Source organism: Micromonospora sp. PTRAS2, assembly GCF_054052245.1.
In genome coordinates, this window is sequence record NZ_JBSWBU010000005.1 from 243099 (window position 1) to 269130 (window position 26032).

22 protein-coding genes are annotated in these 26032 nt (G+C 72.0%); 14 read left to right on the top strand and 8 right to left on the bottom strand.

The genetic code is table 11. The features are described from left to right. Positions 1–158: 158 nt before the first annotated feature. Together ACVMYR_RS18905 and ACVMYR_RS18910 are read left to right on the top strand one after the other, a co-directional pair. On the top strand, positions 159–356 hold the full coding sequence (locus tag ACVMYR_RS18905; RefSeq protein ID WP_077937114.1) for a hypothetical protein: 198 nt from the start codon (positions 159–161) through the stop codon (positions 354–356). After that, on the top strand, positions 353–1609 hold the full coding sequence (locus tag ACVMYR_RS18910; RefSeq protein ID WP_228986335.1) for a helix-turn-helix domain-containing protein: 1257 nt from the start codon (positions 353–355) through the stop codon (positions 1607–1609). The genes ACVMYR_RS18905 and ACVMYR_RS18910 overlap by 4 nt, the downstream gene beginning before the upstream one ends. Positions 1610–1698: 89 nt before the next feature. Here the strand turns inward: ACVMYR_RS18910 and glgA are convergent, their stop codons facing one another. Next, entirely contained in the window at positions 1699–2913 is a 1215-nt protein-coding gene (gene glgA, locus ACVMYR_RS18915) for a glycogen synthase (RefSeq protein ID WP_077937115.1), read from the bottom strand. A gap of 71 nt (positions 2914–2984) precedes the next feature. On the opposite strand from glgA, the gene glgC reads away from it, so the two are divergent. From glgC to wecB, 8 genes are all read left to right on the top strand, one after another. Continuing rightward, on the top strand, positions 2985–4217 hold the full coding sequence (glgC, locus tag ACVMYR_RS18920; protein ID WP_077937116.1) for a glucose-1-phosphate adenylyltransferase: 1233 nt from the start codon (positions 2985–2987) through the stop codon (positions 4215–4217). Positions 4218–4301: 84 nt separating this feature from the next. After that, positions 4302–5945 carry a phosphoglucomutase (alpha-D-glucose-1,6-bisphosphate-dependent) gene (pgm, locus tag ACVMYR_RS18925; protein WP_077937117.1) on the top strand — a complete coding sequence of 548 codons (1644 nt, stop codon included), beginning with the start codon at positions 4302–4304 and terminating at the stop codon, positions 5943–5945. A gap of 230 nt (positions 5946–6175) precedes the next feature. Next, positions 6176–7288, top strand: a complete 1113-nt coding sequence (locus ACVMYR_RS18930; protein ID WP_228986334.1) for a glycosyltransferase family protein — start codon at positions 6176–6178, stop codon at positions 7286–7288. Positions 7289–7481: 193 nt separating this feature from the next. Beyond that, a complete protein-coding gene (locus ACVMYR_RS18935) occupies positions 7482–8441 on the top strand; it encodes an NAD-dependent epimerase/dehydratase family protein (RefSeq protein ID WP_228986333.1) in 960 nt (319 codons plus the stop codon). Between the two features lie 125 nt (positions 8442–8566). After that, the gene (locus tag ACVMYR_RS18940) at positions 8567–9949 is read left to right on the top strand and encodes a lipopolysaccharide biosynthesis protein (protein WP_228986332.1); all 1383 of its coding nucleotides are present in this window, start codon (positions 8567–8569) and stop codon (positions 9947–9949) included. A gap of 80 nt (positions 9950–10029) precedes the next feature. Beyond that, positions 10030–11070 carry an SDR family NAD(P)-dependent oxidoreductase gene (locus tag ACVMYR_RS18945; protein ID WP_077937120.1) on the top strand — a complete coding sequence of 347 codons (1041 nt, stop codon included), beginning with the start codon at positions 10030–10032 and terminating at the stop codon, positions 11068–11070. After that, a complete protein-coding gene (locus ACVMYR_RS18950; RefSeq protein ID WP_077937121.1) occupies positions 11067–12185 on the top strand; it encodes a polysaccharide biosynthesis C-terminal domain-containing protein in 1119 nt (372 codons plus the stop codon). The genes ACVMYR_RS18945 and ACVMYR_RS18950 overlap by 4 nt, the downstream gene beginning before the upstream one ends. Before the next feature lie 44 nt (positions 12186–12229). Further along, on the top strand, positions 12230–13360 hold the full coding sequence (gene wecB / locus ACVMYR_RS18955) for a non-hydrolyzing UDP-N-acetylglucosamine 2-epimerase (protein ID WP_077937142.1): 1131 nt from the start codon (positions 12230–12232) through the stop codon (positions 13358–13360). Between the two features lie 54 nt (positions 13361–13414). Here the strand turns inward: wecB and ACVMYR_RS18960 are convergent, their stop codons facing one another. Next, complete coding sequence (locus tag ACVMYR_RS18960; RefSeq protein ID WP_077937122.1) at positions 13415–14953, bottom strand: hypothetical protein; 1539 nt, start codon at positions 14951–14953, stop codon at positions 13415–13417. 404 nt (positions 14954–15357) lie between these two features. On the opposite strand from ACVMYR_RS18960, the gene ACVMYR_RS18965 reads away from it, so the two are divergent. From ACVMYR_RS18965 to ACVMYR_RS18980, 4 genes are all read left to right on the top strand, one after another. Next, positions 15358–16086, top strand: a complete 729-nt coding sequence (locus tag ACVMYR_RS18965) for a sugar phosphate nucleotidyltransferase (RefSeq protein WP_077937123.1) — start codon at positions 15358–15360, stop codon at positions 16084–16086. Further along, positions 16083–16961: an NAD-dependent epimerase/dehydratase family protein gene (locus ACVMYR_RS18970; RefSeq protein WP_228986330.1), complete on the top strand. Its 879-nt coding sequence runs from the start codon at positions 16083–16085 to the stop codon at positions 16959–16961. The genes ACVMYR_RS18965 and ACVMYR_RS18970 overlap by 4 nt, the downstream gene beginning before the upstream one ends. 62 nt (positions 16962–17023) lie before the next feature. Then, complete coding sequence (locus ACVMYR_RS18975; protein WP_228986329.1) at positions 17024–18349, top strand: nucleotide sugar dehydrogenase; 1326 nt, start codon at positions 17024–17026, stop codon at positions 18347–18349. Beyond that, the gene (locus ACVMYR_RS18980) at positions 18346–19335 is read left to right on the top strand and encodes an NAD-dependent epimerase/dehydratase family protein (protein WP_077937126.1); all 990 of its coding nucleotides are present in this window, start codon (positions 18346–18348) and stop codon (positions 19333–19335) included. Before ACVMYR_RS18975 ends, ACVMYR_RS18980 begins: the two co-directional genes overlap by 4 nt. Positions 19336–19465: 130 nt before the next feature. Here ACVMYR_RS18980 and ACVMYR_RS18985 read toward each other — a convergent pair whose 3' ends face one another. The 6 genes from ACVMYR_RS18985 to ACVMYR_RS19010 all read right to left on the bottom strand — a co-directional run bounded on the left by ACVMYR_RS18985 (position 19466) and on the right by ACVMYR_RS19010 (position 25896). Beyond that, entirely contained in the window at positions 19466–20650 is a 1185-nt protein-coding gene (locus ACVMYR_RS18985) for a glycosyltransferase (protein WP_077937127.1), read from the bottom strand. Further along, a complete protein-coding gene (locus ACVMYR_RS18990; protein WP_077937128.1) occupies positions 20647–21291 on the bottom strand; it encodes a NeuD/PglB/VioB family sugar acetyltransferase in 645 nt (214 codons plus the stop codon). Before ACVMYR_RS18990 ends, ACVMYR_RS18985 begins: the two co-directional genes overlap by 4 nt. After that, complete coding sequence (locus ACVMYR_RS18995) at positions 21288–21929, bottom strand: sugar transferase (protein ID WP_077937129.1); 642 nt, start codon at positions 21927–21929, stop codon at positions 21288–21290. The genes ACVMYR_RS18990 and ACVMYR_RS18995 overlap by 4 nt, the downstream gene beginning before the upstream one ends. Next, on the bottom strand, positions 21926–23059 hold the full coding sequence (locus ACVMYR_RS19000; protein ID WP_077937130.1) for a DegT/DnrJ/EryC1/StrS family aminotransferase: 1134 nt from the start codon (positions 23057–23059) through the stop codon (positions 21926–21928). Before ACVMYR_RS19000 ends, ACVMYR_RS18995 begins: the two co-directional genes overlap by 4 nt. Positions 23060–23303: 244 nt before the next feature. Further along, on the bottom strand, positions 23304–24518 hold the full coding sequence (locus ACVMYR_RS19005; RefSeq protein WP_077937131.1) for a glycosyltransferase: 1215 nt from the start codon (positions 24516–24518) through the stop codon (positions 23304–23306). A gap of 34 nt (positions 24519–24552) precedes the next feature. Continuing rightward, a complete protein-coding gene (locus ACVMYR_RS19010; RefSeq protein WP_077937132.1) occupies positions 24553–25896 on the bottom strand; it encodes a lipopolysaccharide biosynthesis protein in 1344 nt (447 codons plus the stop codon). Positions 25897–26032: the final 136 nt, after the last annotated feature.

The window sequence follows — 26032 nt, forward strand, 5'->3', positions numbered from 1 at the left end:
GACACAGCATTCTGTGCATGTTGGGTTGACTCTGTACTCACTGCACTCTAGGTTGCGGATGAGGGCCTCTCGTCAGCAAACGGAGTGCCTCCTACCCGGGCGGGGCGGCCCCCTCGCGCCCCGCCCTCCGACAGCCCCTGACCTCGAAGGAGGCGCAGATGCGTGAGCGCCCGCACGACGGGCCGCTGCCGCCGGCGTACCCGATGCCCGACGGCCGGCCTCCACAACCCGACGGGGACCGGGTGCCCGGTCCGCCCCGGCCCGCCCGCGCGCCGGTCAGCCGGCGGCAGCACGCCTACGGCGCGACGATCGCGGTGGTCGTACTCGTGCTGTTGGTTCTCGGGGTCCTCGGGTGAGCGGGACGGCCCGGCGGGTGAACGAGCTGCCGGTCGGCCGCCGGGTCGCCCACTGGCGGGTGCGGCGCAACATGACGCAGCAGCAGTTCGCCGACCGCCTCGGCAAGTCGAAGAGCTGGGTGGACAAGGTCGAGCGCGGGGTGCGCCGGCTGGAGCGGGTGTCCAGCCTGCGGGAGGTCGCCGAGGCGCTCCGGATCGACCTGGAGATGCTGCTGGCGGATCGAGCCGCGCCGGCGGACCGGGCCGCGGCGGGCGTGGCGCGGGGCGTGGAGGGGGTCCGGGCCGCCCTCGCCCGGTACCACGTGGCGGCCCCGGCCCGGCCGCCCGACGTGGCCCAGGTGCGGGCCCGGCTGGGGCATGCGGAGCAGAGCTACCGGCACGCCCGGTACCCGGAGCTGCTCGCCCTGCTGCCGGGCCTGCTCGACGCCGCCCGCGAGGCGCGTGCCACCTGTCCGGGCCGGGCGGCCGACGGTCTGCTGGCGTCCGGGTACGGGCTGGTCGCGCTGGTGCTCGTGAAGGTCGGCCAGGGGGAGCTGGCGTGGCTGGCCGCCGACCGGGGCCTGGCCGTCGCCACGGCCGCCGCCGACCCGTGGCTGGCCGCCGCCGCGACCGTACCGCTGTGTCAGGCCCTGCGGGCGAGTGGGCGGCTGCGGTCGGCGGTGGAGGCGGCGGTCGTGGCCGCCCACCGCGTCGGGCCCTGCCTGTCCGGTGCCGCGCCCGCCGACGGCCCGGCCGTGCGCGGGGCGCTGCTGATCCAGGCCGCCCTGGCCGCCGCCGGCCGGGGCGACGAGCGGGCCGCCGGCGAGCTGCTCAGCCGGGCCGATGAGGCAGCCCGGGTGGCCGGACCCGGCGGCACTGACGGCGGTGGCTTCGGCGGCGAGGGCTTCGGCGGCGGCGACTCCGGCGGCGAGGGCTTCGGGTGGGCGGCGGTCGAGGCCGCCCGGGTGGTCGCCGGGTCCGCGCTCGGCCAGGTCACGGCGGCGACGGTACGCCACGAGAGGCTGATCGCCGGCGACGGATGGCGGTGGCTGCCGCCCGAACACCGGGCCGCGTACCTGCTGGACGTGGCCCGCCTGTACGCGTCGGCCGGCGACGGGTTGCGCGCCGGCCGGGCGCTGCTGGACGCGGAGCGCACCGCCCGGGGCGAGGTGCACGACCGGCCGGCGGCGAGGGACCTCGTCGGCGTCGTGGCGCGGTCGGCGGCGGCCCCGGCCGCCCTGACGCGGCTCGCCGCCACCCTCGGCGTCACCTGACCCGCCGCTGCCCCAGGGTGGCGCGCCCCTGGTGTGGCTGGTGAGAAGGGAACCCTTCTCTACCGAAAACGTTAATAGGGGGCCCTTCCTTACGCGCCGACCGCGCGGTAGACCTCGACGGTGCGGGCGGCGATCGCATCCCAGGAGAAGTGCTCGACCGCCCGGACCCGCCCGGCCCTGCCCAGCGTGGCGGCCTTCGCCGGGTCGGCCAGCACCCGGTTGATCGCCGCCGCCAGGTCGGCCACGAACCGCTGCGGGTCCAGTGGCGTGCCCGAGCCGTCGGCGGCCTGCTCGATGGGCACCAGCAGCCCCGTCTCGCCGTCGGCGACGACCTCCGGGATGCCGCCGGTGGCGGTGGCCACCACGGCCGTCTCGCAGGCCATCGCCTCCAGGTTGACGATGCCCATCGGCTCGTAGACCGAGGGGCAGACGAAGACCGTGGCGTGGGTGAGCACCTGGATCACCTCGTGCTTGGGCAGCATCTCCGCCACCCAGATGACCCCGGAGCGCTTCGCCCGCAGCTCGGTCACGAGGCCCTCCACCTCGGCGGCGATCTCCGCCGTGTCGGGGGCGCCGGCGAGCAGCACGAGCTGCGTGTCGTCCGGCAGCTCCCGGGCGGCCCGCAGCAGGTACGGCAGCCCCTTCTGCTTGGTGATCCGCCCGACGTAGGCGACGCTGGGGCGGGCCGGGTCGATGCCGAGCCGGTCCACCACGTCGGTGCCAAGGTCCGGGGCGTACTGGGCGGTGTCGATGCCGTTGTAGACCACCTTCACCCGGTCGGGGTCCACCGCCGGGTACGCCGCCAGCACGTCCGCGCGCATGCCCGCGCTCACCGCGATGATCGCGTCGGCCGCCTCGTACGCGGTGCGCTCGCACCAGGAGGAGAGCGCGTAGCCGCCGCCGAGCTGTTCGGCCTTCCACGGCCGCAGCGGCTCCAGGCTGTGCGCGGTGACCACGTGCGGCACCCCGTGCAGCAGCTTCGCCGTGTGCCCGGCCAGGTTGGCGTACCAGGTGTGGCTGTGCACCACGTCGGTGCCGGCGCACGCGGCGGCCATCTCCAGGTCGACGCCCATGGTGCGCAGCGCGGCGTTCGCGCCGACGAGGCCGGCCGGCTCGGCGTACGCGGTGACGCCCGGCTCGGTGCGCGGCGCGCCGAAGCAGTGCACCCGCACGTCGGCCAGTCGGCGCAGTTCGCGGGCCAGGTACTCGACGTGCACGCCGGCCCCGCCGTACACCTCCGGCGGGTACTCGCGGGTGAGCAGATCGACGCGGAGTGCTCCGGTGGCGGGGGTGGAGGCGGTCATGCCCCGCACCCTAGTGCAGAAGTCCGTCCGTACGAGTGGTGAAGTCGCACGCGGATGGTTAGCGTCTGGGCATGGCTGACAAGGTGCTCGCGATCGTCCTGGCCGGTGGAGAGGGCAAGCGCCTGATGCCGCTCACCGCGGACCGGGCGAAGCCCGCCGTCCCGTTCGGCGGGATGTACCGCATGGTCGACTTCGTCCTGTCCAACCTCGCCAACGCCGGCTTCATCAAGATCGTCGTGCTGACCCAGTACAAGTCCCACTCGCTGGACCGGCACATCACCATGACGTGGCGGATGTCGACGCTGCTCGGCAACTACGTCACGCCGGTGCCGGCGCAGCAGCGCCGCGGCCCCTGGTGGTTCGCCGGCTCCGCCGACGCGATCTACCAGAGCTTCAACCTGATCCACGACGAGCAGCCCGACTACGTGATCGTCTTCGGCGCCGACCACATCTACCGGATGGACCCCCGGCAGATGGTCGACGACCACATCGCCTCCGGCGCCGGGGTGACCGTCGCCGGCATCCGGCAGCCGCTGTCGATGGCCGACCAGTTCGGCGTGATCGAGGTCGGCCCCGACGGCCGGCGGATCCGGGCGTTCCGGGAGAAGCCCACCGACGCCGTCGGCCTGCCCGACGCCCCCGACCAGATCTACGCCTCGATGGGCAACTACGTCTTCACCACGAAGGCGCTCCTGGAGGCCGTCGAGCAGGACGCGGAGGACAAGACCAGCAAGCACGACATGGGCGGCAGCATCATCCCGATGCTGGTCGAGCGCGGCGAGGCCAACGTCTACGACTTCCGCGACAACGAGGTGCCGGGCAGCACCGACCGCGACCGCGGCTACTGGCGGGACGTGGGGACGCTCGACTCGTTCTACGACGCCCACATGGACCTGATCAATGTGCACCCGGTGTTCAACCTCTACAACTTCGAGTGGCCCATCTACACCGAGCAGCCGCCGTACCCGCCGGCGAAGTTCGTCCACCAGTGGGGCGAGCGGGTCGGCCGGGCCGTCGGCTCGATGGTGTCGCCCGGCGCGGTGGTCTCCGGCAGCCTGGTGGAGAACTCGATCGTCTCGCCGAAGGTCAAGGTGCACTCCTGGGCGCACGTCGACGGCTCGGTGCTGATGGAGGGCGTGGACATCGGCCGGCACGCCGTGGTCCGCCGGGCCATCCTCGACAAGAACGTGATCGTCCCCGAGGGGGCCGAGATCGGCGTCGACCTCGAGAAGGACCGGCAGCGCTACACGGTCTCCGACAACGGCATCGTGGTGATCGGCAAGGGGCAGCGGGTCGAGCCCTGAACCACCCACACTTGTCGTGTCGCGTGTGAGCCCGGCCCGCGCCGGGAAGACCCATCGTCCGTAGCGTCCCTGGAGGTTGCAGCAGTGGCCCACCCCCGCGCCGGTCAGCCCGCCGAGCCCACCGACCTGGTCGACGTGCCCCGGCTGGTCACCGCCTACTACGCCGAGCATCCCGACCCGGACGACCCGGCGCAGCAGGTCTCCTTCGGCACCTCCGGGCACCGGGGGTCGAGCCTGCGCCACGCGTTCAACTCCGACCACATCCTCGCCGTCACCCAGGCGCTGTGCGACTACCGCCGCCAGCAGGGCCTCGACGGGCCCCTCTTCCTCGGCCGGGACACCCACGCCCTGTCCGCCCCGGCGGCCGTCGACGCGCTGGAGGTGCTCGCCGCCAACGGGGTCACCGTGCTGCTCGACAGCCGCGACGGCTACACCCCCACCCCCGCGGTGTCGCACGCCATCCTCACCCACAACCGGGGCCGCACCTCGGGGCTCGCCGACGGCATCGTGATCACCCCGTCGCACAACCCGCCCGACGACGGCGGGTTCAAGTACAACCCGACCCACGGCGGCCCCGCCGACGCCGACGTGACCAGGTGGATCCAGGACCGCGCGAACGCGATCCTCGCCGCCGGGCTCAAGGAGGTCAACCGCATCCCGTACGCGCGGGCCCGCGCCGCCGACACCACCGGCACGTACGACTTCCTCGCCCACTACGTCGACGATCTGCCCGCCGCGCTCGACCTCGACGCCGTACGCGCCGCCGGGGTGCGCATCGGCGCGGACCCGCTGGGCGGGGCCAGCGTCGAATACTGGGGGGAGATCGCGCAGCGGCACCGGCTCGACCTCACGGTGATCAACCCGACGGTCGACCCGACGTGGCGGTTCATGACCCTCGACGGCGACGGCAAGATCCGGATGGACTGCTCCTCGCCGAACGCGATGGCGTCGCTGATCGCCGCCCGCGCCGACTACCAGGTCTCCACCGGCAACGACGCCGACGCCGACCGGCACGGCATCGTCACGCCCGACGGGGGCCTGCTCAACCCCAACCACTACCTCGCCGTGGCCATCGGGCACCTGTTCCGCACCCGGCCCGAGTGGGGCCCCGACGCGGCGGTCGGCAAGACCCTCGTGTCGTCCTCGATGATCGACCGGGTCGCCGCCGACCTGGGCCGGACGCTGCTTGAGGTGCCGGTGGGGTTCAAGTGGTTCGTCCCGGGCCTGCTCGACGGGTCGGTCGGCTTCGGCGGCGAGGAGAGCGCGGGGGCGTCGTTCCTGCGCCGCGACGGCAGCACCTGGACCACCGACAAGGACGGCATCCTGCTCTGCCTGCTCGCCGCCGAGATCATCGCGACGACGGGCCGGACGCCCAGCGAGCACTGGGCGGAGCTGGCCGGGCGCTTCGGCGCCCCCGCGTACGCCCGCATCGACGCCCCGGCCGACCGGCGGCAGAAGGCGGTGCTGGCGAAGCTCTCCCCGGAGCAGGTGACGGCGACGGAGCTGGCCGGCGAGCCGATCACGGCGACGCTGACCGCCGCGCCGGGCAACGGGGCGGCGATCGGCGGGCTGAAGGTGACGACGGAGTCGGGCTGGTTCGCCGCCCGCCCGTCGGGCACGGAGGACGTCTACAAGATCTACGCGGAGTCGTTCCAGGGCCCGGAGCACCTGGCCCGGATCCAGGAGGAGGCCAAGGAACTGGTCTCGGAGGTGCTCAAGCGCGCCTGACCTCCCGGTTTCGGGCAACCTCTCCGTCGCACGGTCGTTGGTCCAGGCATCCGAGGTCTGCACGTCGCGGCCCGGGTCAGCTGGTGCCTGTCCGCCGTCGGGAGTGAGACCATATGACGACCGACGGTTCATGGGTCGCCTACGTTGTCCCCTTCTCGTTTCCTTGGGGCAGCGCGGCGGCCCGGAGAGTGTTCGGCATCTCCGCCTCCCTGGCTGCCTCGGGTCACCACGTGGTGGTGCTGACCAGTCAGGCCGGCAAGCCGGTCCTGACCCCGGTTGCCGGGCCGGAAGGGCCGGGGTCGGTCTCGACCGTCGGTTTCGGTCAGGCGGCACCCGCCCAGCCCGGCATGCTGCGTCGGGCTGGGCGGTCACTGGTCTCGGACCATGCTCTTCTGCGATGGCTGGCGGCCCAGCCGGTGCTGCCCTCCCACGTGCTCCTGTACGGGGGCGGTGCTGACAGGACGGCGCGAATGCGGAGGTGGTGCAGGGAGCACCGGGTTCCTCTGATCGCGGACGTCGTCGAGTGGTACGACCCCTGGCACCTTCCAGGTGGGCCGTTCGGGCCGTCATGCCTGAGCAACGAACTCGTCATGCGGTATCACCGTCCCCGGTGCGACGGCGTCATCGCCATCAGCTCCTACCTTGAGGACTACTACCGACGGCGCACGCCCGTGCTCCGGGTCCCGCCCACCCTCGACGTGGCCGGACTGGACGTCGTCGACCGGTGTGATGCCGCCGGGCGATCCGACCTGCGCTTGGTCTACTTCGGCAGCCCGGGGAGGAAGGACCTCGTCGGTGCGGTGATCGAAGCCGTGGATCGGGCCCACCGCGCAGGTGTGGATGTGACGCTGACCGTCTGCGGTCCCTCGACGGACGAGGTGCGGAGCCTGCTCGGCGGTCGGGCTGTGCCACCGAGCGTGTGGCCACGAGGCTCAATTCCACAGCAGGATGTCCCCGGGATCATCCGACAGGCCGACTTCAGCGTCATCCTCCGCCGCGACGCCCGGTACGCACACGCGGGCTTTCCCACGAAGTTCTGCGAGAGCCTCGCCAACGGCACGCCGGTGATCACGAACTTGACCAGCGATCTCGGTAGGTATCTCGCAGATGGGCGGGAGGGCCTCGTGTGTCGGGACGAATCGGTGCACAGCCTGCGCCGCGTCCTGGTCACGGCCGCGCAGCTCGGCGCGGACCGCCGAGCCGCAATGCGCAAGGCCGCCCGGCGGCAGGCACTGGCCTCGTTCGACTATCGCCACTTCGCCGAACCGCTCGCCGAGTTCCTTGACGAGGTGCGGCGGCCAGGTGCCACGGAGGGGCTGAAGCGGGTCCTCGACCGGCGCTGAGGGCTCGTGATCCGGACGAGCTGGTTGGTCAGCGACCCGGGTTCCGAGTAACTCACCCGCGCTTCGCCCGTTGCTTCTAGGACGGACAAACTTGTCCGTTACGCACCGCTGATGGGTGAGTGACGGCATCTGATCGGCTTTGTCCGATTGTCGATGAGGTCTCACCGCGTCGCCCAGCCCGAAGGAGTGGGCCTTGCACCGAAGGATCAACAAGGTCGTGGTGACCGGTGGGGCCGGATTCATCGGCTCGAACCTCGTCCACGACCTGGCTGCCGGCGGCCAGGTCGGCGAGATCGTGGTGGTCGACGATCTGTCCACGGGCACCCTGGACAACGTGGCGGAACTACCCGTGCGGCTCCTGGTCGGCTCCGTCCTGGATTCCGACGTGCTCGATGAGGCGATCCCCGGCGCGACCGCCGTGGTCCACCTCGGGGCTCTCGGCTCGGTCCCGCGCTCCGTCGCGGACCCGCTGACCAGCCACCATGCCAACGCCACCGGCACGCTCACGGTGCTGGAGGCGGCGCGGCGGCACCGTGTGGGGCAGACCATCCTGGCATCCTCGTCGTCCGTCTACGGTGCGAATCCGGTCCTGCCTCGGCGGGAGACCCTGCGGCCGATGCCGATGAGCCCGTACGCGGTCTCCAAGTTGGCGACTGAGGCGTACGCCAACGCGTACGCTGCCTGCTACGGAATGGCGGTGCTGCCGTTTCGTTTCTTCAACGTCTACGGTCCCCGGCAGGCCGCCGACCACGCGTACGCGGCCGTGGTGCCGCGGTTCGTCTCGGCTGCGCTCGACGGCCGTCCGTTGGAGATCTTCGGCGATGGCTTGCAAACCCGCGACTTCACCTACGTCGGCAGTGTCACCTCGGTGATCGTGGATGCAGTCATGCGTGGGGTCTACACGCCGGACACGGTGAACCTCGCGTTCGGCGAGCGGATCTCACTGCTCGATCTGATCGCGGAGCTCGAGGTGGTGCTCGGCCGCGAGTTGGAGACGGTGCACAGGCCGCCGCGGACGGGAGACGTGCGGGACTCGCAGGCGGACTGCTCGCGGCTCAGGGAACTGTTTCCCGCTGTGCGTCGATATCCACTGCGGGCGGGGCTGGAGGCCACGGTCGGCTGGATGGCCCGCCACGTGCTCGCCGACCGCTGATCGTGGCGGCGTCACAGGCGGCGTCCGACACCGCGTCGCCCGCGCCCCAGGCCGACGCGCGGCCCGCGTCCCCGCCCGATGGAGGTGCGAGCCTCGGCCGCAGCCGCCGGCTCGTCACCGGCATCGTGACCGCAGGACTCGCCAAGGGCAGTGGCCTGCTGGCGCCGGTGCTGGTGATTCCGGTCTGCCTGTCCCGCCTGGGATCGGAGCGCTACGGGCTGTGGATGGCAGTGCTGGCGCTCACCGGGATGGCCACCTTCGCCGATCTGGGTCTTGGCACCAGCTTGATGACCAAGCTGGCGCCCTGCTATGCCAGCGGCGACTGGGTGCGGGCGCGGGGGTACGTTTCCACCGCTTACGTGGTGCTGACCACCGTGGCCATGGTGCTGTGCGGGTTGCTCTGGTCGCTGGCCGGGCTGGTGCCCTGGACATCGGTCTTCAACGTGACGGGAGTGGTGGATCCGGCGGAGACCAAAGCCGTGGTCCTGATCTGTTTCACCGCCTTCCTGCTCAACATTCCGCTGTCCTTGATCGTCCGCGTGCAGTATGCCTACCAGCAGGTGGGGGAGAGCAACCTGTGGCAGGGCGCCGGTGCCCTGGTGACGATCCCCCTGGTGCTGCTCGCGGCTCATGGCGACCTGCCGGCCGTCGTGGTCGTCGCCGCGTTCGCGGTCGGGCCGCTGCTGGGCAACGCGGCGAACAGTGTCTGGGTCTACGGCCGGCGGCTGCCCCGACTGCGGCCGCGGCTCGGCGCGGTCGACCATGGGGCCAGCGGTGCGCTGCTGCGGCTCGGCGGGATGTTCCTCCTGGTGACCATCCTGACCGGACTGTCCGGAAACATGGACAATCTGATCATCGCGCACGCCCTCGGGCCGCAGAGCGTCACCGCCTATGCCGTGCCGGCGCGTCTGGCGGGCCTGCTCGGGATGCTCGTCACGGTGCTCAACCTTCCATTGTGGTCCGCCAACGGCGATGCCCTGGCCCGAGGTGATCTGGCCTGGGTTCGTCGGACGGTCCGTCGGATGATCGTTCTCTCCCTGCTGGTGACCGTGGGGCCTGCGGTCGGCCTGGTCGTGGCGGGCGATTGGATCTTCGGCCTCTGGCTTCCGGTGCCGCTGGACGCTGGCAGGTGGCTACTGGCCGGTCTCGCGCTCTGGTTTCTGCTGCTCGGCTCGTTCTCGGCGTTGATGATGGTCCAGAACGCCGCTGGCGTGGTCCGCCCGCAGGTGGTCGGGCTGGTCGCGTATCTCGTGATCGCCGGGGCGGCCAAGTGGCACGCCGCCGAGGCGTACGGTCTCGCCGCGGTTCCCTTCGTCGGCGCCGTCGTCTACGCGCTGACGGTGCTTCCGGCCGGGGTCTACGGCTACCGGCGGACGCTGGCCCGGTACGGACAGCAGCGCGACCGGCCGGCCGGGGGCGCCGGTGGCCGACCCGCGCCCGGCGGCGCGGCCGAGTGGGCCGGCATGGAGAACTCTCCGGCTGGAGGCGGAATGCGTGATACGCCCTAATTGCGCGTCCTTTGTCGGGAGTGAGTCGTTGGCCTGGATGTCGCGCCGAAGCGCCTGGCATCGGAAGATGGGAGTCGCCAATGACCTTCACGGCAGTGGGGCGCCGAGTGCTGATCACCGGAGGGACCGGTTCGTTCGGGCGCACCATGACCCGCCGGCTTCTGGACGGCGGTGCGAGCGAGGTGCGTGTGCTCAGCCGGGACGAGGCCAAGCAGGACGAGATGCGCCGCCGCCTCGGCGACGAGCGCGTGCGCTACCACGTTGGCGACGTGCGGGACTACGACACCGTGGCCAGCGCCGCCCGGGAGGTCGACTTCGTTTTCCACGCCGCCGCGCTCAAGCAGGTGCCGTCGTGTGAGTTCTTTCCGCTGGAGGCCGTCCGCACCAACATTCTGGGCAGCGCCAACGTCATCGAGGCCGCCGCCCGCACCGGCGTCGGCTCGGTGGTGGTGCTCAGCACCGACAAGGCCGTCTACCCGATCAACGCCATGGGCATGAGCAAGGCGTTGATGGAGAAGGTCGCGCAGGCGCACGCCCGCAACAACCCGCGCAGCGGCACCGTCGTCTCCTGTGTGCGATACGGAAACGTCATGTGCTCCCGCGGATCGGTGATCCCGCTGATCATCGAGCAGCTCAAGGCCGGCGTGGTGCCGACCGTGACGGATCCCGGAATGACCCGTTTCCTGATGTCCCTGGCCGACTCGGTGGAGCTGGTGGAGCACGCCTTCCAGCACGCCCGCGCCGGTGACGTCTTCATTCGCAAGGCTGCGGCCTGCACCATCGGCGACCTGGTCACCGCCCTGTGCCAGCTGTTCGACGCGCCGGTCAAGTACAACGTGATCGGGGTGCGGCACGGCGAGAAGCAGCACGAGACGCTGGCCAGCCGCGACGAGCTGGCCAAGGCGGACGACTTCGGCAGTTTCTACCGGGTGCCGACGGACGCGCGGGATCTCAACTACGCGTTGTACGTCACCGAGGGAAGCCTCAGCGAGCGGCCGGACGAGGACTTCAACTCCGCCAACGCACAACGGCTGGCCGTGCCGGAGATCGTCGCGCTGTTGCGCGCGCTGCCGGAGGTCCGCGCGGAGTTGGCACTGCGCGAGCCGGTGCTGACCTCGTGAAGGTGGCAATCACCGGTGGCGGCGGCTTTCTCGGCTGGCACACCCGGGTGCTCATTCGCGCGCTCGGCTGGCCTGAGCCGGTCCTGCTCGACCGGGCCACACTCGCAGAACCGGCCGTCCTGGCCGATCGGCTGTGTGGCGTCGACCGGGTGCTGCACCTGGCCGGCGTCAATCGGGGCGAGCCTGCCGAGGTGGCGGCGGGCAACGTGGCCGCTGCGGAGGCACTCGTCCGCGGCCTGCGTCGCTGCGCGCAGCCGCCGAAGACCCTGGTCTACGCCAACAGCACCCAGGCCGGCAACGGCACCCCCTATGGCGATTCCAAGGCGCACGCGGCCGCGGTCCTGGCCGACGCTGCGATCGGCTGCCAGTTCGTCGACCACCGTCTGCCGCACCTCTACGGCGAGCACGGACGGCCGTTCTACAACTCGGTCACCGCGACGTTCTGTCGTCTGATCGCCGACGGCGGGCAACCCGAGGTGCGCGAGGACCGCGAGTTGCAGCTCGTCCACGCCACCGATGCCGCCGCCGCGATGCTCGACGCCCCGCCCACCGGGTCCTGGGACGCCTCGATGCCGGTGCTGCGGATCGGCGTGCAGGCCCTTGCGGATCGACTGCTCTCGCTGGCGGCCAGCTATCGGGACGCGGAGATCCCCCCACTGCCGGACCGGCACGAGGTGCGGTTGTTCAACAGCTACCGGTCACACCTGTTCCCGGCGCGTTACCCGATGCCGCTCGTCCGGCGGATCGACCAGCGCGGTGAACTGGTCGAGACCGTCAAGGCACGCGGCGGTGCGGGGCAGACGTTCTGCTCGACCACCCATGCTGGCGCCACTCGTGGCGAGCACTTCCATCTGGCCAAGGTGGAACGGTTCGTGGTGTTTCGCGGACGAGCCGAGATCCGGCTTCGCCGGGTCGGCCATCACCAGGTGATCCGGTTCTCCGTCGACGGGATCGAGCCGGTCGTGGTGGACATGCCGACGATGTGGGCGCACGCGATCACCAACACGGGCCCCGGCGAACTGGTCACGCTGTTCTGGACGAACGACCTGTTCGACCCGTACCGACCGGACACCTACGCAGAGCCGGTCGCCGAGGTGGCGGCTGCGGCGGTCTGATCGGCTGGCCGCCCGACTCGAGATGAACAACGGAGGTGGCCCTGGTGACCAGGGTGATGACCGTGGTCGGCACCCGGCCGGAGATCATCCGGTTGTCGCGGGTGCTCGATCAACTGGACCGGACCGTGGATCACGTCCTGGTGCACACGGGGCAGAACTGGGACCCGGCCCTGTCCGACATTTTCTTCAGCGAGCTGAGGCTTCGTCAGCCCGACCGCTTCCTGCGGGTGGACACCTCCTCCCTCGGTCGGGTGCTTGGTGGCGTCCTGGCCGGCGTCGAGGCGGCGATCGAGGAGTGCCGCCCGGACGCGCTGCTGGTGCTGGGCGACACGAACAGCTGCATCGCCGCCCTGATCGCCCGCCGGATGCGGGTGCCCGTCTATCACATGGAGGCCGGCAACCGCTGCTTCGACCTCAACGTGCCTGAGGAGACCAACCGACGCCTGGTCGACCACGTCGCGGACTTCAACCTCGTCTACACCGAGCACGCCCGGCGCAACCTGCTCGCCGAAGGGCTGCATCCGCGCCGGATCCTGCACACCGGGTCACCCATGCGCGAGGTGCTGGAGCACTACCGCGCCGCCATCGACGCCTCGTCCGTGCTCGACCGGCTCGAACTGGAACCGGGCGGCTACTTCGTGGTCAGTGCCCACCGCGAGGAGAACGTTGACGACCCGGCGCGGCTGCGTCGCCTGCTGGACTGCCTGGCCGCCGTACGGGACGCCTGGCGGCTGCCGGTGCTGGTCTCCACCCACCCGCGCACCCGCAAGCGGCTGGAGGCGGTCGTCGCCGACGACAGCGCGCTCGACGGGATCGCCTTCCACGAGCCGTTCGGGTTCCTCGACTACGTACGCCTACAGAGCCAGGCGCGGTGCACCCTGTCGGACAGCGGCACGGTCAGTGAGGAGTCCGCCATCCTGGGCTTCCCGGCCGTTACGCTCCGCGAATCCATCGAGCGCCCGGAGGCACTCGACGAGGGCGGCATCATGATGACCGGCCTGGATCCGTCGGGCGTGGTCGAGGCGGTCGCCGTCACGGTCGGGCAGGTGGCTGCGCACGGCGTGCCGTGCCCGAGGGACTACCGGATCGGGGACACCTCTCGCCGGGTGGTGAACTTCATTCTGTCGACCGTCCGTCGGCACCACGACTGGGCGGGAATTCGCCCTCGCGGGTAGTCCTCGCGCTGTGGCCGAGGTGATCGGACTGATGGCATTCGGAACAGGCGAGCGTCAACGCGGGATCCGGAGGAGCCGCGGGGGCTGGGCTGAGCCGGTGGGTGCTTCGGGGCGACCGAACTGGCGGGCCAGGAACACCAGCAGGAGCACCGGCATGGTGTACTTGCACAACGAGAAGAGGGTGTTGTCGAGGTCTGCGCCCTGCGCATTGATCACCACCCAGATCATGGGAGCAATCAACTTGGGTGCAAGTTCCGGTGACTGGACGGCCGAGGTCCAATAGATCTGGACAGCCCGGACAGCAAGACCGAATGCGACAAAGGAGAGTACGCCGCCGACCAGGCCGAAGTTGATGATTCCTTCGCCCGTCATGCCGTAGATCTTGCTTGAGTCGCCCTGTCCGTCCTCGTACCCCGGGCTGTAGAGGAGCCGGGATCCTACGTCGACCTTGCTGGTGGGCACGCTGGAAAAGAGGGAGTCTGGGATGAACATGAAGAGCGAGTTGACGTAGGTGGCTCCCATGACCGGTTCGAATCTTCCTTCGAGATAGCGATCGAGGACGACGCTCTGGATGTCGGCCCGGCCCAGGTCGGCGGTGAGTAGCAACGGCAGGTCCCGTCCCGTGTCGGACTCGGCGCCCTGGACCGTGCCGGTCCGGCGAACTTCATCGATGGCCTTGACGCCGCCTGCCTTGTAGAAGGCGTATATGTAGAGATACGCGAACATGACGACGGCCACCAGGACGATGACCTTTCGTGAGATGCGGCGTACCAGGACGTGTACCAGCACCAGTGCCAGCAGCAGGGGCCAGAGGGTGCTGCTCCGGCTGCCCTTGAGGCCGCCAACGAAGAACTGGGTCACGGCGAGTGCCAGCACGAGGGCGGCCAGCGGAAGGACGTGCTTGGCGAACGTGCTTCGCCAACGCACCAGAACGAGGGTGAAGATCAAGCTGGGAAACGCCTCCGACAGGAGGATGAGCGCGCCCATCCCGCGCATGTTCTTGACCCTGTTGATCTCGTCGGCCATGGCGGCGACGAAGCCGTCGATCCCGCCGAAGATGGCGATCTCGTAGCGCATGGCGATGAGGCTCAGCACGACCGCGATCACGCCGGCCGCATAGAAGGTGGGCATGTGCATCGGCCGGCTTCGGCGTGGCTGGCGGCGTCCCCGGGAGGGGATGGTGACCGTCGCCCGGTAGAGGCTGGTTCCGATGACGTTCAGAATGGCGAGCGTGCCGAGCGCCTCGCGCCACGGAGGCGGGTCGTAGATGTGTGTGACCCATTCGTCAAGCGCGACCTGGAGTATCGGTGCTACGTAAAGGAACTGAAAGCCCAGGAGGCCCGCGCAGGCCCGCGGATCGAAGACGTCGGTTCCGCGGCGGAACCACCGTACGGCCTCGGATCCAATGAGAATCCCGGTCAGGGTCGTTGGAATCATGAACCAGTGGCGCAGGGGTGGAAGGCATACCGCGAGCGCGATGCTTGTCGCGGACACGACGATCGCGGCGACCAGGAGATCGCCCCGGGGTTTCGGTCCGGTCTTGTCTCTCGTGCCGGTGGCTCGTGCGGGGGTGACTCCGGCCAGGGTCGTCATGCGAATCTCCTCGTGTGGGTGCCAGGGGCTCGCGCTGTGGGCTCGACGCCTTGTCGTGCCATGCCGTCTCGGCACCTGTCGGGCGGTGTGGCGGAGGTGCTGACCTGCGTCTGGGCTGTGCGACGTCGCGTCGCTGTAGGGGTGTCAGCATTCCGTTAACCACGTCGAGCCCCGAAGCGTTACGAGGGGTGATCCGGCCGGTCCCCTGCCCCCTGCTGGAAGGCGTTCGGGTGTTCGGTCAAGCGACGAGGCCGGTTTTGCCCAACTATAGGGCGTTTCCAGGCTTTTAAGTGGTCGTTGACCTGAATATCGGGGGCCTAAACCCCGCGTGTCGGCATCTCCAGGAGTGATCGCTGACTCGCAGGTCCCAGCGGATGAGGGTGGCGGACGGATCGGATGACGAGATGCATGTAGTGATCATGGCCGGCGGCAAGGGAACGCGGCTCAAGCCGTACACGACCTCGCTGCCGAAGCCGTTGGTGCCGATCGGGGACAGCCACGCGATCCTGGAGATCGTCCTGCATCAGCTCGCGAGCTGCGGCTTCACCGATGTCACCCTGGCGATCAACCACCTCGGCTCGCTGATCCGGGCCTTCGTCGGCGACGGCTCCCGGTTCGGGCTGCGCGTGCGGTACGTCGAGGAGAGCGTTCCCCTGTCGACGATCGGCCCGTTGTTCGGCATCCGCGACCGGCTGCCCGAGCACTTCCTGGTGATGAACGGCGACGTGCTCACCGACCTGGACTACGGCGACCTGCTGCGCACCCACGCCGCCTCCGAGGCCCCGCTGACCGTGGCGACCTTCCACCGCACCGTGAAGATCGACTTCGGCGTGCTCTCGGTCGAGGACGGCCGGGTGGTCGAGTTCAGCGAGAAGCCCGTCCTCGACTACCACGTCAGCATGGGTGTCTACGGCCTCTCCGCGCGCACCATCGCCGCGTACCCGGCCGGGCTCGCCTTCGGCTTCGACCAGCTCATGCTGGACCTGCTCGAGCGCGGGGAGCCGCCGGCGAGCTACCCGTTCGACGGGTACTGGCTCGACATCGGCCGGCCCGAGGACTACGACGAGGCCAACCGGGCGTTCGAACGGCTCCGGCCGATCCTGCTGTCCCCGCGCACCCCGGAGCCGGTGTGACCACCGTCCTGGTCCTCGGGGGCTCCGGCTTCATCGGCGGGCACGTCCGCGCCGCCCTGCGCCCGCACGCGGCGCTGGTCTGCCCCGGCCGGCGCGACGTCGACCTCGTCGCCTGCGACGTCGACGAGCTGGCCGCGCTGCTGCGCGCCGCCCGACCCGACGCGGTGGTGGCCTGCACCGGTCGGCTCGACGGGCGGGCCGACGAACTCGTGGCGGCGAACGTGTCGGTCACCGCGAAGCTCGTCGAGGCCGTCGCGGCCGAGGCCCCCGGCGCGCGGCTGGTGCGGATCGGCTCCGCCGGTGAGTACGGGCCGGTGCCGCACGGGCACGCAGCCGCCGAGAGCGACGACGCGCGCCCGGTGAGCGAGTACGGCCTGACCCACCTGACCGCCACCCGGCTGGTCGAACTGGCCGCCGCCGCGGGCCGGGTCGACGGCGTCACCCTGCGGGTGTTCAACCCGATCGGCCCCGGCCTGTCCGCCGACACCGTGCTCGGCCGGGTCGCGACGCTGCTGCGTCGCGCGACGCCCGGTGGCCGGATCACCGTCGGCCCCCTCTCGGCACACCGGGACTTCGTCGACGTCCGGGACGTGGCCGCCGCCGTGGCCGCCGCCGTCCGGGCGCCCTGGCTGCCGCAGCGGGTCTACAACGTCGCCAGTGGCCGGGCGGTGCCGGTGCGGGAGGCGGTCCGGCTGATGGCGGAGGCGGCCGGCTTCACCGGCGCGGTACGCGAGGACCAGCCGGCCCCGGGCCGCTCGGCGGCGGTCGACTGGATGTGCGGCGACATCTCCCGGGCCGCGCGCGACCTGGGCTGGGCGCCCTCCTACGACCTCGCCGAGTCGGTCAAGGCGAGCTGGGCCGCGATGGGCGCCTGACCGGTCCGCCCGCGCGGGCGCGCCGGTGCACCGAGCACGACAAACGAGGGGAAGAAGACAACGTGTATCGCAGGATTGGGATCGTCGGCCTCGGCTACGTCGGGCTGACGCTGGCCGCCGCGCTGGCGCGCAAGGGGTTCGAGGTGCACGGGGTGGACGCGAACCCGGCGGTGCGGGCGGCGTTGCGCGGCGGCCGCCCGCACATCTTCGAGCCGGGCATCGCCGACGTGTTCGCCACGCACGCGGGCCGTTCGGTGTTCGTCGACGACGAGCTGCCGACGGACCTCGACGCGGTGGTGCTCAGCGTCTCCACGCCGGTCGACGAGCGGTCCCGGCGGCCCGACCTGTCCAACCTCGCGGCGGCCGCCGAGCAGGTGGCCCGCTGGTGCGGCCCGCAGACGCTGGTGGTCGTCCGCAGCACCGTCCCCGTCGGGACGAGCCGGCGGGTGGTCCTGCCGGCGCTGACCGCGGCGTGGGGGCGGGCGCTGTTGGTGATGGCGCCGGAACGGACCATCCAGGGGCAGGCGCTGCGGGAACTGGTCGAGCTGCCCCAGGTCGTCGGCGGCGTGGACGACGAGAGCCTCCACGCCGGGTTGGAGCTGTTCGGCGGGCTCGCCCGGCAGACGGTGCCGGTGTCCAGCCTGGAGGCCGCCGAGCTGGTCAAGCTCTCCAACAACTGCCACACCGACCTGATCTACTCGTTCGGCAACGAGGTGGCGCTGATCGCCGAGCGGCACGGCCTCGACCCGCTGGAGGTGATCCGGGCCGCCAACCTCGACTACCCCCGGCCGGACCTGAGCCGGCCCGGGTACGTCGGCGGCGGCTGCCTGTCGAAGGATCCGTACCTGATGGTGGCCAGCGCCGGAGACGACGGCGCGTTCCTGGTCGGTGCGGCCCGGCGGCTCAACGAGCAGCTGCCGGTGCACGTCGCCGAGACCGTCGTGGGGCTGATCCGGCAGCGGCGTGGCGACACCGTCGGCGCCCGGCTGTCCGTGCTGGGCTGGGCGTACAAGGGCTGGCCGCCCACCGACGACATGCGCGGCACGCCCATCGCCGCGATGATGCCGGTCTTCCGGGCGGCCGGGCTGGTCGTGCTCGGGCACGACCCGATGGTGCCTGACCAGGTGATCCGGGCCTACGGCGGAGAGCCGACCAGCCTGGACAAGGCGTTCGGCGACAGCGACGCGGTGCTCGTGGTCAACGACCACCCCGACTACCGGGCGCTGGAGATCGGCGGCCTGCTCGCGGCCGGCGGGGCGGGCGTCGTCTACGACTCCTGGCGGATCCTCGACGAGGCGACGGTGACCGCCGCCGGGGCGCGGTACGCCGGCATCGGCTACCTCCCCGCGCCGCGCGCCGCCGCCCCCACCGGCCGGGTGACGACGTGAGGCGGGCACTCGTCCTCGGCGGCGCGGGCTTCATCGGCCTGCACCTGACCGAGCGGCTGCTCGCCGAAGGCCACCGGGTGGTCGTCGTCGACGACTTCTCCCGGGGCCGCGACGACGAACGGCTCGGCGTGCTGCGCAGCGACCCGGCCGTCGAGGTCGTCTCGGCGGACCTGACCCGGCCGCAGGCGTGGGCCGCGCTGCCCCGCGGCTGCGACGAGATCTACCTGCTCGCCGCCGTGGTCGGAGTGCGCAACGTCGAGGCCGATCCGACGCGGGTGATCCGGGTCAACACCCTGACCGCCCTGCATCTGCTGGACTGGGTCGAGCCCGGCGACCGGGTCTTCTTCAGCTCCACCAGCGAGGTGTACGCCGGCGGCGTCGACGCCCGCGTCGTGCCGGTGCCGACGGCCGAGGACGTCCCCGTCATGATCACCGACGTCACGTCGCCCCGGTTCTCGTACGCGATCAGCAAGCTGCTCGGCGAGGCCGCCTTCGTGCACGCCGCCCGCGCCCGACGCTGCGCCGCCACGGTCGGGCGCTTCCACAACGTGTACGGCCCCAGGATGGGCACGGACCACGTCATCCCGGAGATGTCGCTGCGCGCCCTCGACGGGGAGGATCCGTTCCGGGTGTGGGGCGCCGACCAGTACCGCGCGTTCTGCCACGTCGACGACGCGGTCGAGGCGGTGCTGCGGCTGATGCGCTGCCCGGCTGCGGCCGGCGAGATCGTGCACATCGGCAACGACGCCGAGCAGACCAACATCTGCGACCTGGCCAAGCTGGTGCTGCGGGTCGCCGACGCGGCCCCGGTCCTGCAACCGATGCCCGCGCCGCCCGGGTCGGTGCACCGCCGCTGCCCCGACCTGGCGACGCTGCGGCGGCTGACCGGCTTCGAGCCGGTGGTGCCGCTGGAGGACGGGGTACGTCGGACCTTCGATTGGTACCGCGCCTGGCGCGCCGGCACGGAGGACGCCCGCGGCCGGTGACGGGCGGGTGGAAGGCGGGTGGCGGGAGAGCGGTCGGCTCCCGCCACCGTCGTGCGTGGTGGCCGTGGCGTCGGCCGGGCCGCACCTGGCGGCCCGGCCGCGAGCGGGCGGCCACCGGTGGGCGCACCGCTCACCGCCGGGCCGTGGCCTCGCGTACCGACTGGTAGAAGGCGTGCCGCCGGGGCTCCAGGGAGTCGCGGGAGTAGCGCCGGGCGTGGGCGAGGTTGCGGGCCGAGGCGAGCGCCATCCGGTCCGGGTCGGCCAGCATCCGGGCGATCGCCTCCGCCAGCGCCGCCGGGTCGTCGGGGCCCACCAGGTCCTCGGGCGCCAGCAGCTCCGGGATCCCGCCGACGGCGGTGCCGATCGCCGGCAGCGCGCGGGCCATGGCCTCGATCAGCGCGCGGGGCAGCCCTTCGGTCCGCGACGGGACGACCGCCAGGTCGGCCGCGTCGAGGTGGGCGTACAACGGTGCGCCCGGGGCCACCCAGCCGGCGAACGTCACCCGGTCGGCGACGCCCCGCGCCTCGGCCAGGGCCGCCAGGTGCCCGGCGAACCGCCCGGTGCCGGCGTGGACGAGCCGGACGTCGACCCCGCGCGACACCAGCCGGGCCACCGCCTCGATGAGCGTGTCGACGCCCTTGTAGAGCTGGTCCAGCGTCCCGATCGAGATGAGCGTGCGGTCGCCCCCGGCATCGGCCCGGACGGCACGCGGTGCGGCGGCGAACGCCTCGGGCGGCAGGTCGATGCTCGACACGTTGACCGTCGGCGCGTGGGGGGCGGCCGGGTAGCGGGCCTGGAGATAGTCCGCCGTCACGTAGGAGACGGCGACCGCCGAGCCGCATTCGCGGCGCAGCCGGGTCGCGAAGCGCTGGCGCAGCAGGGGCCGTAGCGGATGCCGGACCACCCCCGGCGCGAGCACGTCGTACGGGTCGCCCACGACCTCCAGCGCGTAGGGCAGGCCGTGTCGGCGGCGGACGCCGGCCAGCAGGGATCCCAGCGCGGAGGGCACCCGCAGGATCACCGCGTCGTCGTCTCCGGCGGCGGTCGCCATGGCGCGGCCGATGGGCACCCGCTGGCGCAGGTACTGCTGCGGCCCGACATAGTGCGGCACCGGGTGCACCGTGACCCCGGGACCGTCGACCCGCAGCGCGTTCTCCGGCACCTGGGGCTGCGCGGCCACCCGGGCCACGACGCGCACCTCGTCGAAGGCCGTGAGGTAGCGCCGCCAGATGTCGTAGCCGTGCGCGTGCGTAGTCCAGACCCGACCGTCGGGCGTGGCGGCGTAGCGGTACTCGGTGGTGACGACGACCCTCACCTCGCCGGCACCCCCTTCACCACCACGCCGGCCGGCACGTCACGCACCACGCAGGCCGCCGCACCCACGGTCGCGCCCGCGCCCACCCGGAGTCCCTGCAGGACCACCGCGCCCGCCCCGATCAGCACGTCCGAGTCGAGCCGGCAGTCGCCGGAGACGGCGGCGAGCGGATTGACCGAGACGTGGTCGCCGAACACGCAGTCGTGGCCGACCGCCGCGTTCTGGTTCAGGTGCACGTGCCGGCCCAGCGTCACGTTGGTGGTCACCCGGGCACCGGCGAACAGCACCGTCCCCTCGCCGACGCGGGCGTCCGCGCCGAGGGTGGCGTCCGGGTGGACCAGCACCGCCGCCGGCAGCCCGTACGAGTCGACCCGGCGGGCGACCCGCCCGCGCGCCCGGGGATCGCCGACGCCGATCACCACGTGCGCGCCCCCGGCGTCGGCCAGGGACGACACCGGGCCGAGCCACGGCACGCCGAGCCGCTGCACCCGCTTGCGGTTCACCTCGGTCGGGTCGTCGTCGACGAACCCCCGCACGTGCCAGACCGGGCCGCCGCGGGCCGCCTCGTTGATGGCCCGGACGATGCCGAGGATCTCCCGGCCGTGGCCGCCGCACCCGACGATCACCAGCTCCGGGCTCACCGGGCGGGCTCCCGCGTGCGGTCGGGCACCGGGACGCCCCGGTACTCGTGGGCGGTCGCGCTGCCGGGCGCCGTGATGCCGTCGCGGCGCAGCACGGTGACCACCGTCCAGGCGAGAATGCGCAGGTCCAGCAGGAGGCTGCGGTGCTCGACGTACCAGACGTCGAGCACGAAACGCTCCTCCCAGGCGAGGGCGTTGCGTCCGCGTACCTGTTGCAGGCCGGTGACCCCCGGGCGGACCTCGTGGCGGCGGAACTGCTCGGCGGTGTAGCGCGGCACGTACTGCGGCAGCAGGGGACGCGGCCCGACGAGGCTCATGTCGCCCCGCAGCACGTTCCACAGGGAGGGCAGCTCGTCCAGGCTCGTGGCCCGCAGCCAACGGCCCAGCGGGGTGATCCGCCCGGCGTCCTGGATGGGGGACAGTGGGTCGCCGTCGGTCCGCATGGACCGGAACTTGACCAGCTCGAACAGCTCGCCGTGCAGCCCGGGGCGGGCCTGGCGGAACAGGACCGGCCGACCCATCGTCAGGGCGATGGCCAGGGCCGTCGCCCCCATCACCGGGGCGGCCAGGACGAGCACCAGGGCCGCCACGGTCACGTCCAGGACGCGCTTTATCCGCTCGTAGCGATGTCGGTTCATCCGCGTTCCTCCAGGAATTCTTCGAGCACCTCGACGAGCCGGTCGGTGTCGGCGTCGGTCAGGCTCGATCCGCTGGGCAGCGAGATGCTGCGCGCGAAGAGCCGGTCGGCGACGCCGGTGACCACGGCGTCGTGGCCGGCGAAGACCGGCTGGCGGTGCATCGGCTTCCACATCGGCCGCGTCTCGATGCCCCGCTGGGCCAGGCGGCGGCCCAGGTGCTCCGCCCCCCAGCCGGCCACCTCCGGGTCCACCACCACCGACGTCAGCCAGCAGTTGGCCCCGGGGTCGCCGTCGCCGACGATCCGGGTGCCGGGGACGGCGGCGAACAGCTTCGCGTACCGCTCCCGTAGCCGGCGGCGGCGCTCGATCATCTCGTCGAGCCGGCGCAACTGCGCCCGGCCGACGGCGGCGAGCAGGTTGCTCAGCCGGTAGTTGTAGCCCACGTCCCGGTGCTCGTAGTGCGTCACCGGCTCGCGGGCCTGGGTCGACAGGTGCCGGCAGCGGGCCGCGAGCGCCGCGTCGTCCGTCACCACCATCCCGCCCGCCGAGGTGGTGATGACCTTGTTCCAGCTGAAGGAGAACGTGCCGAGCTCGCCGAAGGACCCGGCCGGCTCGCCCTGCCGGGTCGACCCGAGGGCCTGGGCGGCGTCCTCCACCAGGGGCACTCCGGCTGCCCGGCAGATCGGGCGCAGCCGTGAGTAGTCCGCACAGGTGCCGTTGAGGTCGACCGACATCACGGCGGCGACCCGGGTGCCGGCGGCGGCCAGGCGGTCGAGCAGGTCGGCCAGCAGGTCCGGGTCGACGTTGCCGGTGGCGGGGTCGCTGTCGATGAAGACGGGCCGGGCCCCGGTGTAGACGGCCGCGTTGGCCGTCGCGGCGAAGGTGAGCGTCGGCACCACGACGACCGTGCCGGGTCCCGCGCCGCAGGCGAGCAGCGCCAGGTGCAGCGCGGCCGTCCCCGAGTTGACCCCGACGGCGTGCCGGACCCCCGCCCGCCCGGCGATCTCGGCCTCGAACGCCTCCGTCTCGGGGCCTGCCGGCCCCGGCCAGCCGGAACGGAAGGCGCGCAGCAGGAAGGACTCCTCGAGCGGGCCGACATCGGGCTGGAACAGCGCGATCCGGCCCGTCACGTCGGCTCACTCGGGGACGTGGCACGAGGCCGGAATGCGGGGCGGCGAGCGTTCATGGTGGACTCCTGTGACGATTAATGCGATATACCACTTTTATCAGTTTTGATCACAATAGAAGCGACCAATGGCCAAAGTGGCCGCACCGACCGCGTCTCGGCGAGCAGGTGTCGGACGCACGCCCCGCCCCGCCCGGCGGCGTGCCCCGCGCCCGGACATCCTCGGGCGGGGCGTGCTCCCGGGTCCCTCAGCGGCCGGCGGGCCTGCCCGCCCGCGCGGCGTGGGCGGCCCCGAGGTGGCGCAGGGAGCGGTAGAAGGTGGTACGCCGGGCGGCCAGCACGTCCGCCCCGAACGCGCGGGCGGCGGCGAGGTTGCGCGCCGACGCCTCGGTCAGCCGCCGCGGGTCGGACAGCATCCCCCGCAGGGCCTCCGCCAGCGCGGCGGGGTCGCCCGACCGCACCAGGCAGTCGGGCGGCAGCAGTTCGGGGATCCCACCGACGGCCGAGCCGATCGCGGGCAGACCCCGGGCCATGGCCTCGATCAGGGCCCGGGGCAGCCCTTCGGTGCGCGACGGCATGACGAAGAGGTCGGCCTGGTCGAGCCGCTGCCTGAGATCGTCGGAGGTGGGCAGCCAGCCGGCGAACTCGACCCGGTCGGCGACGCCCCGCTCCTCGGCGAGCCGGCGCAGCGTCGGGAGGTACCGGCCCCGGCCGACGTGCACGAGCCGGTGCGTCGTCGCGCCGTCGCGGAGGAGGGCCAGCGCCTCGATGAGGGTGTCGATGCCCTTGTACAACTGGTCGAGCGTGCCGACCGAGATCAGGACCGCCCGCTCCGGCGGGGCGTCGTGCGTCCGGGGAGCGGCCGCGAAGGCGGCGCGAGGCAGTTCGACGGAGGAGATGCCCTCGCTGAGAGATCCGTCCCGCGCCGGGTACCGCGCCTGGAGGGTGTGCCCGGTCTCGTACACGGCCGCCGCCGCCAGCCGGCACTGCCGCCGCATCGCGGCGGTGGCCCAGCGGCGCAGGACGGGACGCAGCGGGTGGTCGACGACTCCGCGCGACAACACGGCGTCGGGGTCGCCGACGACCTCCAGGCAGTAGGGCCGTCGTTGCCGGTCGAAGTGGCCGCTGATCGTGTTGGCGATGGGGGAGGGGACCCGGAGCATGACGACGTCGGCGTCCCTGGTGCCCTCCAGCGCCGTACGCCGGATCCGCGGTGCCCGGGTGAGGAACCCGCCCGCCCCCACGTAGTACGGCAGCGGCCACACCTCGACGCCCGGGCCGTCGACCCGGGCTACCCCCGCCGGCCGTTCCTGGACGTCCTGCACCCGGGCGATCACCCGGACCCGGTCGAAGGCCGCGAGGTAGCGGGTCCAGATGTCGTACTCCGGGCCGACCCCGATCCACACCCGCTTGTCGGGAGTGCGGATGAATCGGTACTCCGTGACGATGGCGAGGCAGGTCATCGGTAGCTCACTGTCCAGAATGTCGATTACGTGGTCAAGTGGTGACTTTCGGTACGGTACTTCGTTCCGGTGCCACCGGTCCTGCGGATGGCAGGTCCGGTGGCTCCTCGTCGCGCGGCACGCCGGACCCGCCTATCGCCCCGACCAGCGCGTGGCGCAGCAGCAGCGCCTTGGTGACGGCCTCCACCACCAGCGCCAGGACGACGGCTGACGCCGCGCCGATCAGCCCGTGCCGGGGGACCAGCAGCAGGCTCGCCACCGCGACGAGCCCGAGCGTGGGCAGGGTCGCCGTCAGGTGGTGCTGGAAGCGGTGCAGTGCCAGCAGCGCGGCGTTGACGAAGTACAGCGCGCCGCTGGCCCCGATGCCCAACGCGAGGACGACCAGCACGGGCCAGTGCCGGGAGTAGTCGCGCCCGTAGAGCAGCCCCAGCACCGCCTCGCCGGCCACCCGGGCGACCAACGCGCCCGCCAGCCCGAACAGCAGCGAGCCCAGCACGAGCCGGGCGACCAGGACGCGCAGCGCCCGCAGCTGCCCCGCGCCCGACAGTTCGGCCATCCGGTGCAGGAGCACCTGGTACATCGCGGCGTAGAGGAGGTTCGCCGCCATCGTCGCGTAGCTCAGCGCGGCGAACACCCCCAGGGCCTGCGTGCCCAACTCGTGCTGCACGACGTACATCGGCACGTTGCTCGTGAACGAGGTGAGGCTGTAGGCGAAGCCGACGGGCAGGGCGGTGGCGAACAGCCGCCGCTGTCGGCGCAGCCCCTGACTCCCGCCCGCTCCGCCGGCCCGCCGTAGGTCCGGACGGACCACCCACCGGGGGTAGGCGACGGAGCCGAGCGCCGAACCGGCGACCGAGCCGAGGGCCGCGACGGCGACGCTGCCGGTCGCCAGGAGCAGGCCCGTGGTGACGACGACCGAGAGCGCGGCGTTGAGGGCCATCGACAACCCGACGGTACGCATCGCGCGACGGCGTTGCAGGATGCCGAAGTAGATCTCGCCGACGGCGTCGAGCGCCTTCGCCACGCCGACGAGGAAGACGACAGGCCCACCCCCCGAGCCCATCGAGTACGCGACGACGCCGATCGCGAGGAGCGCCACCGCCATCCCGGCCAGCCGCAGCCGCAGGTATTCGTGGAACGTGAACCGGCTGGCCACGTCGGTGACCAGGACCGGCTGCAGTCCGAGCCCGCAGACCAGGACGACCGGCGCGCCGACGGCGAGACCGAGGGCGTACTGGCCCACCAGGCCGGGGCTGCCGGCCCGGGCGAGCACCGTGACGATCGTCCACTGCGCGAGCGAGGTCATGGCCAGGCCGGCGAGGAACCAGCTCACCTTCGACAGGCCGGACCACCGGCCGCCCGGCGCTGGGTTGGCCAACGTCGACCCCTTCGTCTCCGGTCGGACCGACGACGCAACCCCGCCCGCTCGCGGTCCTCATCCCACTAACCCCGGGGCCACGTGTCGCGTTACGGCCACGGCCGGCGGCGCGCGGAACGCCGGACGGGTATGGTGC

Bases quoted from the DNA above. Each gene is read 5' to 3' on its own strand.
- ACVMYR_RS18945 (WP_077937120.1), top strand. From the start codon at position 10,030: ATGACCTTCACGGCAGTGGGGCGCCGAGTGCTGATCACCGGAGGGACC.
- glgC (WP_077937116.1), top strand. From the start codon at position 2,985: ATGGCTGACAAGGTGCTCGCGATCGTCCTGGCCGGTGGAGAGGGCAAG.
- ACVMYR_RS18995 (WP_077937129.1), bottom strand. From the start codon at position 21,929: ATGAACCGACATCGCTACGAGCGGATAAAGCGCGTCCTGGACGTGACC.
- glgA (WP_077937115.1), bottom strand. From the start codon at position 2,913: ATGACCGCCTCCACCCCCGCCACCGGAGCACTCCGCGTCGATCTGCTC.
- ACVMYR_RS18960 (WP_077937122.1), bottom strand. From the start codon at position 14,953: ATGACGACCCTGGCCGGAGTCACCCCCGCACGAGCCACCGGCACGAGA.
- ACVMYR_RS19005 (WP_077937131.1), bottom strand. From the start codon at position 24,518: ATGACCTGCCTCGCCATCGTCACGGAGTACCGATTCATCCGCACTCCC.
- ACVMYR_RS18905 (WP_077937114.1), top strand. From the start codon at position 159: ATGCGTGAGCGCCCGCACGACGGGCCGCTGCCGCCGGCGTACCCGATG.
- ACVMYR_RS18965 (WP_077937123.1), top strand. From the start codon at position 15,358: ATGCATGTAGTGATCATGGCCGGCGGCAAGGGAACGCGGCTCAAGCCG.